The sequence below is a fragment of the Streptomyces longisporoflavus genome (assembly GCF_014649775.1).
Taxonomy (GTDB): Bacteria; Actinomycetota; Actinomycetes; order Streptomycetales; family Streptomycetaceae; genus Streptomyces; species Streptomyces longisporoflavus.
This window is the reverse complement of the sequence record NZ_BMTR01000001.1, coordinates 451,605-464,395: the sequence shown is the minus strand read 5'-3', so window position 1 is coordinate 464,395 and position 12,791 is coordinate 451,605. Positions and strand designations below refer to the sequence as shown.

The 12,791-nt window shown below is 71.8% G+C and carries 10 protein-coding genes and 1 riboswitch; of the genes, 5 read left to right on the top strand and 5 right to left on the bottom strand.

Features of this window, described 5'->3' with window-relative positions; translation table 11 throughout:
- Positions 1-73 precede the first annotated feature (73 nt).
- The 3 genes from IE226_RS02195 to IE226_RS02185 form a co-directional block, all read right to left on the bottom strand.
- A complete protein-coding gene (locus IE226_RS02195; protein WP_190079187.1) occupies positions 74-673 on the bottom strand; it encodes a flavodoxin family protein in 600 nt (199 codons plus the stop codon).
- Between the two features lie 210 nt (positions 674-883).
- On the bottom strand, positions 884-2,095 hold the full coding sequence (locus IE226_RS02190) for an FUSC family protein (protein ID WP_190079186.1): 1,212 nt from the start codon (positions 2,093-2,095) through the stop codon (positions 884-886).
- 167 nt (positions 2,096-2,262) lie between these two features.
- Positions 2,263-2,418 (bottom strand): DUF6131 family protein, encoded by a 156-nt coding sequence (locus tag IE226_RS02185; protein WP_190079185.1) that lies wholly within the window; start codon positions 2,416-2,418, stop codon positions 2,263-2,265.
- Between the two features lie 289 nt (positions 2,419-2,707).
- Here IE226_RS02185 and IE226_RS02180 point away from each other — a divergent pair, with 289 nt between their 5' ends.
- A complete protein-coding gene (locus IE226_RS02180) occupies positions 2,708-3,361 on the top strand; it encodes a YceI family protein (protein WP_190079184.1) in 654 nt (217 codons plus the stop codon).
- A gap of 88 nt (positions 3,362-3,449) precedes the next feature.
- Here IE226_RS02180 and cobN read toward each other — a convergent pair whose 3' ends face one another.
- Entirely contained in the window at positions 3,450-7,046 is a 3,597-nt protein-coding gene (cobN, locus tag IE226_RS02175; RefSeq protein WP_190079553.1) for a cobaltochelatase subunit CobN, read from the bottom strand.
- A 69-nt stretch (positions 7,047-7,115) separates the two neighbouring features.
- Positions 7,116-7,267, bottom strand: a riboswitch (cobalamin riboswitch).
- 48 nt (positions 7,268-7,315) lie between these two features.
- On the opposite strand from cobN, the gene cobG reads away from it, so the two are divergent.
- The 3 genes from cobG (at position 7,316) to IE226_RS02160 (ending at position 10,857) form a co-directional block, all read left to right on the top strand.
- Positions 7,316-8,623 (top strand): precorrin-3B synthase, encoded by a 1,308-nt coding sequence (gene cobG, locus IE226_RS02170; RefSeq protein ID WP_190079183.1) that lies wholly within the window; start codon positions 7,316-7,318, stop codon positions 8,621-8,623.
- 63 nt (positions 8,624-8,686) lie between these two features.
- Entirely contained in the window at positions 8,687-9,313 is a 627-nt protein-coding gene (locus IE226_RS02165) for a precorrin-8X methylmutase (protein ID WP_190079552.1), read from the top strand.
- Positions 9,310-10,857, top strand: a complete 1,548-nt coding sequence (locus tag IE226_RS02160; protein ID WP_190079182.1) for a precorrin-2 C(20)-methyltransferase — start codon at positions 9,310-9,312, stop codon at positions 10,855-10,857. Before IE226_RS02165 ends, IE226_RS02160 begins: the two co-directional genes overlap by 4 nt.
- On the opposite strand, the gene IE226_RS02155 is transcribed toward IE226_RS02160, so the two are convergent.
- Positions 10,854-11,630, bottom strand: a complete 777-nt coding sequence (locus IE226_RS02155; RefSeq protein ID WP_190079181.1) for a cobalt-precorrin-6A reductase — start codon at positions 11,628-11,630, stop codon at positions 10,854-10,856. The two genes, IE226_RS02160 and IE226_RS02155, sit on opposite strands and share 4 nt — an antisense overlap.
- A gap of 11 nt (positions 11,631-11,641) precedes the next feature.
- Between IE226_RS02155 and IE226_RS02150 the strand changes: the two genes are divergently transcribed.
- The gene (locus tag IE226_RS02150; protein WP_190079180.1) at positions 11,642-12,757 is read left to right on the top strand and encodes a cobalt-precorrin-5B (C(1))-methyltransferase; all 1,116 of its coding nucleotides are present in this window, start codon (positions 11,642-11,644) and stop codon (positions 12,755-12,757) included.
- The last annotated feature ends 34 nt before the right edge of the window (positions 12,758-12,791 follow it).

Here is a 12,791-nt window from a genome sequence, read left to right as displayed (position 1 = left end):
CCCTGTCCTTGTGACCGTCCCGCTGCTCAGCCCGCCTGCCCCTCTCGTGCCGAAGCAGGCCGGTGAGGGGACGTCAGGGCGCGGGGTAGGGCTGCTTGCCGAGCAGTTCGGCCAGGTGGTGGGCGTTGACCGCGAGGGCGTGTGTGGCGGAGGAGACCGAGTCGGGCGTCTTGTCGAGGTCCTGGTAGTCGGTGCCGTGCTTGGCCTCGCCGACCCAGTAGGTGACCGCGTTGGCCGCCAGGGTGAAGCCGATGTCGTTGAGGCCCTGGAAGACGTCCGCGCTCACCTTGTGGGCGCCGTCCTCGTTGCCGACCACGGCCACCGCCGCGACCTTGCCGTACATCAGGGGCCTGCCCTCGTCGTCGGTCTCGGACATGTCGGCGTTCAGGCGCTCCAGGACGCGCTGGCAGACGCTCGACGGATGGCCCAGCCAGATCGGCGTGGCGATCAGCAGGATGTCGGCCCCGAGCACCTTCTCGCGCAGGGCCGGCCAGGCGTCGCCGTTGCCCAGGTCGGCGGCGACGCCGGCGTGGACGTCGTGGTCGGCCACCCGGACCGTCTCGATCTCGACACCCAGCTTGCCGAATTCGGCCATGACCTGATCGGACAGTGCTTCGCTGCTGGACTCGGTGGGCGAGGAATTCAGGGTGCAGACCAGGGACAGCGCGCGCATGGGGGCTCCATTTCGTAAGTGATGGGGTGGGGTGGGCTTCAGTGCCCTGTGAGGGGTGCCCCGCCGCATCAATCCCTAACCGAATAGTCATGCTTTCCGGCGAGGCAGAGATCCGGCCTATATCGGGACAGCGGACTTCGGGAAAGTCAGTGAGGACCGGCAGGAAAACCTGCGGCGGGCGGGCTGTGCAGAAGCGAACGGAGCAGGCGGTCACGCTTCTTGGTCCACGTACCGCTGGAGCACGTCGCAGCAGTGCTGGAACTCCTCCATGAGGCGGGTGGACTCGACGACGAGAACTCCGTAGGGGCGAGCCGGATCATCCAGCGGGAGGCCGGCCCGGCTGGCTCCGTCGCTCACGCACCGGCGGCATTCCCGGGCCTCGTCGGCCAGCCCGCACAACTGGCGGGCCTGTTCGTCCAGGGAGTCCTCGTCCAGCTCGCCGAGCACCTCAGCGATCTTCGAGAGGGACTCGAGGAAGTCGGCGTAGCCCCGCAGGAAAGCCCCGTCGTCGTGCCGGCTCCCGTCCTCCTCTTGCCATTCGTGCAGGCTGCGCGTCAGGGACGACACCTGGTACAGCGAGCGTTCGAGGGCGGCGAGGACCGCGCCGTACCCCTCGAAGGAGCGCTTGCCGCGGTACCTGCGCAGAAGCCGGCGGGGGTTGAAGTAGAGGCTTTCCTGCGCGGTGTTGAAGCCGTCCTTGGCCTGGGTGATCAGCCCCCCGGTCTGCTCGGCCCTCCGGCGCCACTGCCGCAGCCGCTCCTCGTCCAACTCGCCGTCGCGCAGCACCGGATACATGTCGCTCACCAGGTCGCCCAGCGCGGTGGACAGCGAACGGATCCCGTACTCGGCGCTGCGGTAGCGCATGGGCGGCGCGACCGTGACGTTGACGATGACGCCGATGGTGCAGCCGATCAGGACCAGCAGGATGATCTGCCCGAGCTGGGTGACCTTGTCGGTCGCCGACGTGGCGGAGGCGTAGGTGGAGAAGGCGAAGAACGCCGCGGTGGAGACCTGCGGACCCTGGGCTCCGAGCGCGGGCCAGCGGCCGATGGTCAGGCCCGCGAGAGCGACGAGTACGAACGTGAGCAGGTCGGGGCCGCCGAGGAATCCAAGGGCCGCGACCATCGCCACACCGACCGCCACCGCCCCCAGGTAACGCAGCGACTGCAGCAGGGACTGGTACACCGTCACCTGCATGATGAGCACGGCGGAGAACGGCGCGAACGCCGGGGAGGGTGAGTCGAGCAGGTAGTACGAGACCACCCAGGCCAGGGTCGCTGCCAGTGTGCTCTTGAGGACCAGCAGCAGGGTGTACCGCTCGTAGCCGGCCGTCCCGCGGGCCCGCAGCCACCATTGCCGGACACGGTCCGGCCACCCCCGGGCCGCGGCTTCCGTCCGCTGCCCTGCGCCCTCGCCGGCCATGCACCTGACTCCGTTCCGTTCAGCAGGTCTTCGGGGCCAGCCTGGTACCCGGTGAGGCGGTCCGCATGCGGAACCGGCGCCGCCGCTGGCCCTCCGGACACGCGAACGGTACGTCGCAGTTGCAAATCATGGGGTGGCGGGGCTCACGGAACGGCGGGGCCGAGCGCCTACCAGTAATGCTTTCGGCCGCCCACCGCGTGACCGACGGAGCCGAGAATCCACAGGACCGCGCCGATGACGATCAGGGCGACGCCAATGGACCACAGGATGGAGATACCGGCCACCATGCCGATGATGAGCAGGATGATTCCGAGTGCGATCATTTGGTCCTCCGACCCTCAGAATTGTTTCAAGTATGCGCCTGTTCGGTGTGGGCGGCACCGGCACGTTTTGGGCATCCGGGGGCACAAGGAGGCTGTGCGGGAGCAGCTCAGCATTCATGGTGACCTTGTGTGACGGCAGGTCACCCGGTCGTGCGTCCACATCCGTGCCGATTCTGTGCATCTTTGCAGTCAGTGGCATGGAACCCGGACGAGACCTCTCATCTTGCTGAGCAGCGCCCGTGGACTGCGTGATAACACGGAGTGATCAATTCCAAGGAGACGACGAAACATGGGTATCTTCAGCCGTCGCCAGACCGCGACCCTCGAGCCGACGCCGTCCGTCGGCCACGGTTCGCCTTTCCCCGAGGCCTCCGATGCCGGGCTCGACCCGGCACTGCGTGCGCTGACCGGGCATTGGACCATCGACCGCCCGCACAGCCGCATCGGATTCTCCGTGCGGCACGCGATGGTCACGACGGTGCGAGGTGCCTTCGCCGACTACGACAGCACCCTGTACTTCGACGGGGCCCGGCCCTCCGAATCGCGGGCCGAGATCGTCATCCGGATCGCCAGTGTCGACACCGGCGTGGAACAGCGGGACACGCACCTCATAGGTGCCGACTTCTTCGACGCGCGCCGCCACCCGGAGATGACGTTTCGCAGCACGTCCACGGTCCATGAGGGCGGCGAGACCTTCCGCATGGCCGGTGAGCTGACCATCCGCGGCGTCACCCGGCCCGTCGAGCTGCAGCTGGACTACCTCGGCTCGGTCGTGGACCCCTTCGGTTTCGAGCGCGCCGGCTTCGACGGCACCACCACCATCGACCGCACCGACTGGGGCCTGGTCTACAACCAGCGCCTGGAACAGGGCGGCGCCATGGTGAGCGAGAAGGTTCGGCTGCAGTTCGACATCTCCGCGATCCGGGCCACGCTCCCGGAGTAGCACCCCCACCGGCGCACGCATGAGGGGAGGGCCCCACCCCGGCAGCGGGATGGGGCCCTCCCCTCATACGAAGGCCGACGACAGGCGCTCAGTCCTTGCCCTCCAAGTCACCTTCCGTCTCCAGGTAGGCCTGACGCAGGGCCTCGAGCACCGCGGGGTCGGGCTTGGCCCACATGCCGCGGGACTCGGCCTCCAGAAGGCGCTCGGCGATGCCGTGCAGGGCCCAGGGGTTGGCCTGCTTGAGGAAGTCCCGGTTGGTCGGGTCAAGGACGTACGTCTCGGTGAGCTTGTCGTACATCCAGTCGGCGACCACGCCCGTCGTCGCGTCGTACCCGAAGAGGTAGTCGACCGTGGCGGCGAGCTCGAAGGCGCCCTTGTAACCGTGGCGGCGCATCGCCTCGATCCACTTGGGGTTGACCACGCGGGCGCGGAAGACGCGGGAGGTCTCCTCGACCAGGGTGCGGGTGCGGACCGTCTCGGGACGGGTGGAGTCGCCGATGTACGCCTCGGGCGCGCTGCCCTTCAGCGCGCGCACCGTGGCCACCATGCCGCCGTGGTACTGGAAGTAGTCGTCCGAGTCGGCGATGTCGTGTTCACGGGTGTCGGTGTTCTTCGCCGCGACCTCGATGCGCTTGTACGCGCTCTCCATCTCCTCGCGCGCCGGACGCCCGTCGAGCTCACGGCCGTAGGCGTAGCCGCCCCAGACCGTGTAGACCTCGGCGAGGTCGGCGTCGGTGCGCCAGTCGCGGGAGTCGATGAGCTGGAGCAGGCCCGCGCCGTACGTGCCGGGGCGGGAGCCGAAGATGCGGGTGGTGGCGCGGCGTTCGTCGCCGTGCTCCGCGAGGTCGGCCTGCGCGTGCGCGCGCACGTAGTTCGCCTCGTCCGGCTCCTCAAGCGAGGCGGCCAGGCGGACCGCGTCGTCCAGGAGGCCGATGGTGTGCGGGAAGGCGTCGCGGAAGAAACCGCTGATGCGCAGGGTGACGTCGATGCGCGGGCGGCCGAGCTCCTCCGCGGGGATCGCCTCCAGGCCCGTGACACGGCGCGATGCGTCGTCCCAGACCGGGCGGATGCCGAGCAGGGCGAGGGCTTCGGCGACGTCGTCACCGGCGGTGCGCATGGCACTCGTACCCCACAGGGACAGGCCCACCGAGGTCGGCCAGTCGCCGTTGTCGGTGCGGTAGCGCTCCAGGAGCGAGTCGGCCAGGGCCTGACCGGTCTCCCAGGCGAGGCGCGAGGGCACCGCCTTGGGGTCTACGGAGTAGAAGTTGCGGCCGGTCGGCAGGACGTTGACCAGGCCGCGCAGCGGGGAGCCCGAAGGGCCCGCGGGCACGAAGCCGCCCTCCAGGGCGTGCACGGTGTGGTCCAGCTCGTCGGTCGTGGCGGCCAGGCGCGGTACGACCTCGCGCACGGCGAAGTCGAGGATGTCGGCGACCGCCTGCGGGTGGCCCGCCGCGACCGTGGCGACGGCGTCCGGGGCCCAGTCCGCGTCCTCCATCGCCTGGACCAGGGCGCGGGCCTGCTCCTCGACCCGGTCGGCGCTCGTGCGGGTGGCCGCCGACTCGTCGAGGCCCAGCGCCTCGCGCAGGCCCGGCAGCGACGCGGTGCCGCCCCAGATCTGGCGGGCACGCAGGATCGCGAGGACCAGGTTGACGCGGTCGGCGCCGGCCGGGGCGCCGCCCAGGACGTGCAGGCCGTCGCGGATCTGGACGTCCTTGATCTCACAGAGCCAGCCGTCGAGATGCATGATGAACTCGTCGAAGCCCTCGTCCTCGGGGCGGTCTTCGAGCCCCAGGTCGTGGTCGAGCTTGGCGGCCTGGATCAGGGTCCAGATCTGGGCGCGGATCGCGGGCAGCTTCGCCGGGTCCATCGCGGCGATCTGGGCGTGTTCGTCCAGGAGTTGTTCCAGGCGGGCGATGTCGCCGTAGCTGTCGGCGCGGGCCATCGGCGGTACGAGGTGGTCGACCAGGGTGGCGTGCACGCGCCGCTTGGCCTGGGTCCCCTCTCCCGGGTCGTTGACCAGGAACGGGTAGATCAGGGGCAGATCGCCCAGGGCCGCGTCGGGGCCGCAGGCCGCGGACAGGCCCGCGTTCTTGCCGGGCAGCCATTCGAGGTTGCCGTGCTTGCCGAGGTGGATCATCGCGTCGGCGCCGAAGCCGTTGTCGTCGGCGGATGCGGCGATCCATCGGTAGGCGGCCAAGTAGTGGTGCGAGGGCGGCAGATCGGGGTCGTGGTAGATCGCGATCGGGTTCTCGCCGAAGCCGCGCGGCGGCTGGATGAGGATGAGCAGGTTGCCGCGGCGCAGGGCCGCCAGGACGATGTCGCCCTCCGGGTTCTGCGACCGGTCCACGAACATCTCGCCGGGGGCGGGCCCCCAGTGCTCCTCGACGGACTCGCGCAGCTCGGCGGGCAGCGTCGCGAACCAGCGCCGGTAGTCGGCCGCCGGGATACGGACGGGGTTGCGGGCCAGCTGCTCCTCGGTGAGCCACTCCTGGTCGTGGCCGCCCGCCTCGATCAGCGCGTAGATCAGCTCGTCGCCGTCGCCGGAGACCAGGCCGGGCACCTCTTCGGTGCCGAAGTCGTAGCCCTCCTCCTGGAGGCGGCGCAGCAGGGCCACGGCGCTGGCCGGGGTGGCGAGGCCGACCGCGTTGCCGATCCGCGAGTGCTTGGTCGGGTAGGCGGAAAGGACCAGCGCGACGCGCTTGTCGGCGGCCGGAATGTGCCGCAGTCGCGCGTGCCGCACGGCGACGCCCGCGACCCGGGCCGCGCGCTCGTCATCGGCGACGTACGCGGGCAGACCGTCCTCGTCGATCTCCTTGAACGAGAACGGCACCGTGATCAGACGGCCGTCGAACTCGGGGACCGCGATCTGGCTGGCGGCGTCCAGCGGCGAGACGCCCTCGTCGTTGTCCTCCCAGTCACTGCGGGAACTGGTGAGGCAGAGCGCCTGGAGGATGGGCACGTCGAGGCCGCTGAGGGCACCGGCGTCCCAGGACTCGTCGTCGCCGCCCGCCGAGGCCTCGGCGGGCCGGGTGCCGCCCGCCGCGAGGACCGTGGTCACGATCGCGTCGGCGGCGCGCAGTTCCTCGATGAGTTCGGCCTCGGGGGTACGCAGCGAGGCGACGTACAGCGGCAGCGGGCGGGCACCGGCGTCCTCGATGGCGCGGCACAGCGCCTCGATGAAGGCGGTGTTGCCGCTCATGTGGTGGGCGCGGTAGTAGAGCACCGCCACGGTCGGCCCCTCGACCTGACGGGCGGTGCGCTCCAGCGGGCCCCACGAGGGCGCGGCGGCGGGCGGTTCGAAGCCGTGACCGGTGAGCAGCACGGTGTCGGAGAGGAACCGGGCCAGCTGCTCGAGGTTGTCGGGCCCGCCGTGCGCCAGATAGGCGTGGGCCTCGGCGGCGAGGCCGATGGGGACGGTCGAAGCGGCCATCAGCTGGGCGTCGGGCGCCTGTTCGCCGGTGAGGACGACCACGGGGCGGCCGGTCGCGATGACTTGGTCGAGGCCGTCCTGCCAGGCGCGCACTCCGCCCAGAAGGCGCACGACGACCAGATCGGCGCCGTCCAGGAGCTGCGGAAGGTCCTCGAGTGCGAGGCGGGAGGGGTTGGCGTAGCGGTAGGCGACCGGGCCGTTCGCGGCGCGGGCGCTGAGCAGGTCGGTGTCGGACGTCGACAGGAGCAGGATCATGCGGCGTCGTGCCTTCCTCGGGGTGTCCACGCCCCGGGTGGTGTCGATGGCGTCTCCCCTGCTCGAGCGGACGAGAGCTCGGGGAAGGGAGTTCCTGACTCACCCGGCACCAGGGCCGGGCTCACAGTGGCGGGACCGCGCCGGAATCGCACCGGGCTTCCTCCCCTTGTCGCCGTCTGTGGCGACGACGGGCCGGTCGGCCCGTCGCTAGGAATACTAAGGGCCGATCAACTGACGGGGGGCAGGCGGACCTGCTGCGATCGGTCGGTATGCTCGCCGCCATGCCCCCATCGGTCCCCTCACCTGCGCTGCCGGGAGACGAGTCTGCCCGCAGCCGTGGTGACGCCTGCCCCGGCACGCTTCGGCTGCACCGGGCGGACGACGGGGCCCTGGCGCGTGTCCGTATTCCGGGCGGCCTGCTGTCCGCGGAGCAGGCCGAAGTGCTGCGCGAGCTGGCCCGGCGCCTTGGAGATGACGAGTTGCATCTCACATCGCGCGGCAATGTGCAGTTGCGCGGTCTGGGTGAGCGGTGCGGGAGCGAACTGGCTCATGTGCTCGGCGGTGCGGGCCTGTTGCCCTCCGAACGCCACGAGCGTGCGCGCAACGTGGTGGCTTCCCCGCTCTCGGGACTCGACGGCCGCGGAGAACACGACATCCGCCCGTGGCTGTCGGCCCTGGACGAACTGATCTGCACCAGCGACCAGGCCGCCGATTTGTCCGGCCGGTTCCTGTTCGCCCTCGACGACGGCCGCGGCGACGTGGGGGCTCTGGGCGGGGACGTGACCCTGACGGCGCGGGGCGGCGACGCGGCACTGCTGCGGATCGGCCAGGGGCAGGACGCCGTAGTCGTACGTGCCGCGCAGGCACCGCAAGCCGCCCTCGCCGCCGCCGAGACGTTCCTGGACCAGGCCGCCGGCACGGGTGCCTGGCGCGTGTCGGAGCTGCCCGGCGGCACCGGCCGCCTGTTCGACACGGTCGTACACCGGTTGCGGCAAGCCGGGTTCGACCCCGCCCCCGTGACCGCCCCGCTCCCCCGGGACGCGGGCGGACCCGCCCTCGGCGTCGTCTCCGGCCCGCACGAGACGGCCGCGCTCTCCCTGGGCCTGCCCCTGGGACGCGTCAGCGCAGCCCAGTGGCAGACACTGACGGACACCGCACGCCACCACGGCAACGGCGAACTGCGCCTGACCCCCTGGCGCGGCGTCGTCCTGCCCGGAGTCGAGCGGCCCAAGGCCGTGGAACTCCTGGAGGACCTGAAGGCCGCAGGGCTCAGCACCGGACCCGACTCCCCCTGGACCGGCGTGGGTGCCTGCATCGGCCGGCCCGGCTGCGCCAAGTCCCTGGACGACGTACGCGCCACGGCGACCGCCGCTCTTGGCCCCGTGGGAGCGCTGCCCGTCTACTGGTCGGGGTGCGCACGCCGGTGCGGACATCCCCACGGAGAGTGGATCGACGTCGTCGCCACCCCCGAGGGGTACGAGATCAGCCGCGTACACGGCGAGAAACGAGACACCCCGGCGACCGTCCCCGGCAACCCGGGCGCGCTCGCCGCCGCCGTGGCCGCGGCCCGCGGCTGACACGACATGAACGACCTCGCGACACCTGACTGTTCCATGCCCTATCAAGAGAGCGAACGCACTGTGCATCAGTACGAGAAGGACGGACCGGCGATCTACCGCCAGTCCTTCGCCACGATCCGCGCGGAGGCGGATCTCGCGGGTCTGCCCGCCGACGTGAGCCAGGTCGCGGTCCGCATGATCCACGCCTGCGGCATGGTCGACCTCGTACGCGACCTCGCTTTCACCCCGGACGTGGTGGCCAGGGCCCGCGAGGCCCTGCGCGCCGGCGCCCCCATCCTGTGCGACGTGGCCATGGTCGCGAGCGGCGTCACGCGCAAGCGGCTGCCCGCGGACAACGACGTGGTGTGCACCCTGTCCGACCCGGCGGTGCCCGACCTGGCGGCCAAGCTCGGCACCACCCGCAGCGCCGCCGCCCTGGAACTGTGGCGCGATCGGATGGAGGGCGCGGTCATAGCCGTCGGCAATGCGCCCACCGCCCTGTTCCGGCTGCTCGAGATGATCGAGGAGGGCGCCCCGCGCCCCGCCGCCGTCATCGGGGTGCCCGTCGGCTTCGTCGGCGCCATGGAGTCCAAGGACGCCCTGGCCGCGCACCCGTCCGGCCTGGAACACATGATCGTGCGGGGCCGTCGGGGCGGCAGCGCCATCGCGGCCGCCGCACTCAACGCGATCGCCAGCGAGGAAGAATGAGCGTGAGCGAGCACGTGAGCGAGCACAACACCGGCCGCCTGTACGGCGTGGGCCTCGGCCCCGGCGACCCGTCCCTGATGACCCTGCGGGCGGTGGAGGTCATCGCCGAGGCCGATGTCGTCGCCTATCACAGCGCCCGGCACGGACGGTCGATCGCGCGGTCCATCGCGGCCAAGCACCTGCGCGCCGACCACATCGAGGAAGCGTTGGTCTACCCCGTCACGACGGAGACCACCGACCACCCCGGCGGCTACCGGGGCGCGATGGAGGACTTCTACGCCGAGGCCGCGGCCCGCCTGGCGGTGCACCTGGACGCCGGGCGCACGGTCGCCGTCCTCGCCGAGGGCGACCCGCTCTTCTACGGCTCGTACATGCACATGCACAAGCGGCTCGCCGACCGCTATCCCACCGAGGTGATCCCCGGTGTGACCTCCGTCAGCGCGGCGGCAGCCCGGCTCGGCACTCCGCTGGCCGAGGGCGAGGAAGTCCTCACCATCCTGCCCGGCACCCTGCCCGAGGAGGAGCTGACCGCCCGGCTTGCCGCCACCGACGCCGCGGTCGTGATGAAGCTGGGCCGTACGTTCCCCGCCGTGCGCCGCGCCTTCGAGACGTCCGGGCGGCTGCCCGAGGCGCACTACGTCGAGCGCGCCACGATGGCCGGTGAGCGCGTCGACGATCTTGCCGCGGTCGACGCCGGCTCCGTGCCGTACTTCGCGGTCGCGGTCCTGCCCAGCAGGATCGACGCGCCCCGGCCCGAGCGCGGCCCGGACTCCGGCGAGGTGGCGGTGGTCGGCACCGGACCCGCCGGGCCGCTGTGGCTCACGCCCGAGACCCGCGGGGTGCTCGCCGCCGCGGACGACGTGGTCGGCTACACCACCTATCTGGAGCGGGTGCCGGTCCGTCCGGGGCAGGTGCGCCACGGCTCCGACAACAAGGTCGAGTCCGAGCGCGCCGAGTTCGCCCTGGACCTCGCCCGGCGCGGCCGGCGCGTGGCCGTGGTCTCCGGCGGCGATCCCGGCGTCTTCGCCATGGCGACGGCCGTCCTTGAGGCGGCCACGCAGAAGCAGTACGCGGACCTGCCGGTGCGGGTGCTTCCGGGAGTGACGGCGGCCAACGCGGCAGCCGCCCGCGCGGGTGCTCCGCTGGGCCACGACTACGCCACGATCTCGCTCTCCGACCGGCTCAAGCCCTGGGAGGTCATCGCTGAGCGGCTGCGGGCGGCGGCCTCGGCCGACCTGGTGCTCGCGCTGTACAACCCCGGCTCGCGCAGCCGGACCTGGCAGGTCGGCAAGGCCCGGGACCTGCTGCTCGAACACCGCTCGCCGGACACCCCCGTGGTGCTCGGCCGTGATGTCGGCGGACCGGACGAGAGCGTGCGCACCGTGCGGCTCGCCGATCTCGATCCGGCCGAGGTGGACATGCGCACGATCCTGCTCGTCGGGTCCTCGCAGACCCGCTGGGAGCAGCGCGGCGACGGACAGCAGATCGTGTGGACGCCCCGCCGCTACCCCGAGGAACCCGCCGAGGGCACTCCGCGGGGCTAGGGTTCCGGTTCTTTTCGCCAGGACTGGCTGCCGCCCTGCGCGCGCAGCCAGGCCACGGCCTCCTGCGGGGTGCCGGCCACGCTCACGCCCCCGGGCACCGGCGGTCGGCGCACCACGACCACGGGGATGCCCGCCTCGCGGGCGGCCGCCAGCTTGGGGGCGGTGGCGGCGCCGCCGCTGTCCTTCGTGACGACGACGTCGATGCGATGGCGGCGGATCAGCTCGCGCTCCCCCTCCAGGGTGAACGGGCCCCGGTCGAGCAGTACCTCCATCTGCGGAGGGTGCGGTGCGTCCGGGGCATCCACCGACCGCATCAGGAACCACAGCCGGTCCAGACCGGCGAAGGCGGCAAGGCCCATGCGCCCGGTGGTGAGAAACACCCGCTGCCCGAGCCCGGGCAGCACCTCGGCCGCCTCGGCCAGGGAGCCGACCGGGTGCCAGGTGTCGCCCTCGGCCGGCACCCAGCCGGGCCGGCGCAGCGCGAGCAGGGGAACATGGGCGGCAGCGGCGGCAGCGGCCGCGTTGAAACTGACCGTCTCGGCGAAAGGATGGGTGGCATCGATGAGCGCGCTCACCCGGTGCGTCCGCAGCCATGCGGCAAGCCCGTCGGCTCCGCCGAAGCCGCCCACGCGCACCTCGCCCGGCGGCAGCTTCGGGCTTGCCACCCGTCCGGCGAGGGAGCTGGTCACCCGCGCTCCGGCGGGCAGCTCCGCCACCAGTGTCCCGGCGAGGCGACGGGCCTCCGTGGTCCCGCCCAGTATCAGAACGTGCATCGGATCCATCCATGAGTGAGGCGAAAGGCGGGCGCAGCGCCCAACTCAAGCACACCGGCCTGCGGCCCGGCTGGACGACCGGTGCCTGCGCGACGGCGGCGGCGACGGCCGCCTACACGGCCCTGCTCAGCGGCGACTTTCCCGACCCGGTGACCATCACCCTGCCCAAGGGCCAGACTCCGGCCTTCGCCCTGGCGGTGGAGGAACTGGTCGAAGGGCAGGCGACCGCGGGAGTGGTCAAGGACGCGGGCGATGACCCCGACGTGACGCACGGCGCGCTCGTACGGGTCACCGCGCGGCACCTGTCGCCGGGGGCAGGGGTGGTCTTCAAGGCAGGGCCCGGCGTGGGCACGGTCACCCTGCCAGGTCTGCCGCTCGACGTCGGCGAGCCCGCGATCAATCCCGTGCCGCGCCAGATGATCCGCGAGCACATCGCGCGGGTCGCCGCGGAGCACGGGGGCACGGGAGACGTCGAGATCACCGTTTCCGTCGACCACGGCGAGGAGATCGCGCGCTCCACCTGGAACCCCCGCCTGGGCATCCTTGGCGGCCTGTCGATCCTGGGCACGACCGGCATCGTGGTGCCCTACTCCTGCTCGGCGTGGATCGACTCGATCCGCCGCGGGGTGGACGTGGCGCGCGCCGCCGGGCACACGCACGTGGCCGGCTGCACGGGCTCGACCTCGGAGAAGACGGTGGTGACCGAGTACGGCCTTCCGGAGATCGCCCTCCTGGACATGGGGGACTTCGCGGGCGCGGTGCTCAAGTACGTGCGCCGGCACCCCGTGGACCGACTCACGGTGTGCGGCGGATTCGCCAAGCTCTCCAAGCTCGCCGCCGGACACCTCGACCTGCACTCGGCCCGCTCCCGGGTCGACAAGCCCTTCCTGGCCTCGCTCGCCCGCCGGGGCGGCGCGGACGAAGCCCTGGCGGCAGAGGTGGAAGTCGCCAACACCGGCCTGGCCGCACTGCAGTTGTGCCAGGCGCGCGGCGTCCCGCTCGGCGACCTGGTGGCCGTGGCGGCACGCGACGAGGCGCTGTCGGTCCTGCGGGGCGCGCCGGTCGCCGTGGACGTCATCTGCATCGACCGGGCGGGCACGGTCGTCGGCCGCAGCAGCGTGCGCTGAGGCGGGAGAACAGCGCCTGGACCGTACTGGCATA

What these genes read in the sequence shown, in the direction of transcription:
- cobG (WP_190079183.1), top strand. Translation starts at nt 7,316, where the DNA reads ATGCTCGCCGCCATGCCCCCATCGGTCCCCTCACCTGCGCTGCCGGGA.
- IE226_RS02180 (WP_190079184.1), top strand. Translation starts at nt 2,708, where the DNA reads ATGGGTATCTTCAGCCGTCGCCAGACCGCGACCCTCGAGCCGACGCCG.
- IE226_RS02150 (WP_190079180.1), top strand. Translation starts at nt 11,642, where the DNA reads ATGAGTGAGGCGAAAGGCGGGCGCAGCGCCCAACTCAAGCACACCGGC.
- IE226_RS02160 (WP_190079182.1), top strand. Translation starts at nt 9,310, where the DNA reads ATGAGCGTGAGCGAGCACGTGAGCGAGCACAACACCGGCCGCCTGTAC.
- IE226_RS02185 (WP_190079185.1), bottom strand. Translation starts at nt 2,418, where the DNA reads ATGATCGCACTCGGAATCATCCTGCTCATCATCGGCATGGTGGCCGGT.
- IE226_RS02155 (WP_190079181.1), bottom strand. Translation starts at nt 11,630, where the DNA reads ATGCACGTTCTGATACTGGGCGGGACCACGGAGGCCCGTCGCCTCGCC.
- IE226_RS02190 (WP_190079186.1), bottom strand. Translation starts at nt 2,095, where the DNA reads ATGGCCGGCGAGGGCGCAGGGCAGCGGACGGAAGCCGCGGCCCGGGGG.
- cobN (WP_190079553.1), bottom strand. Translation starts at nt 7,046, where the DNA reads ATGATCCTGCTCCTGTCGACGTCCGACACCGACCTGCTCAGCGCCCGC.
- IE226_RS02195 (WP_190079187.1), bottom strand. Translation starts at nt 673, where the DNA reads ATGCGCGCGCTGTCCCTGGTCTGCACCCTGAATTCCTCGCCCACCGAG.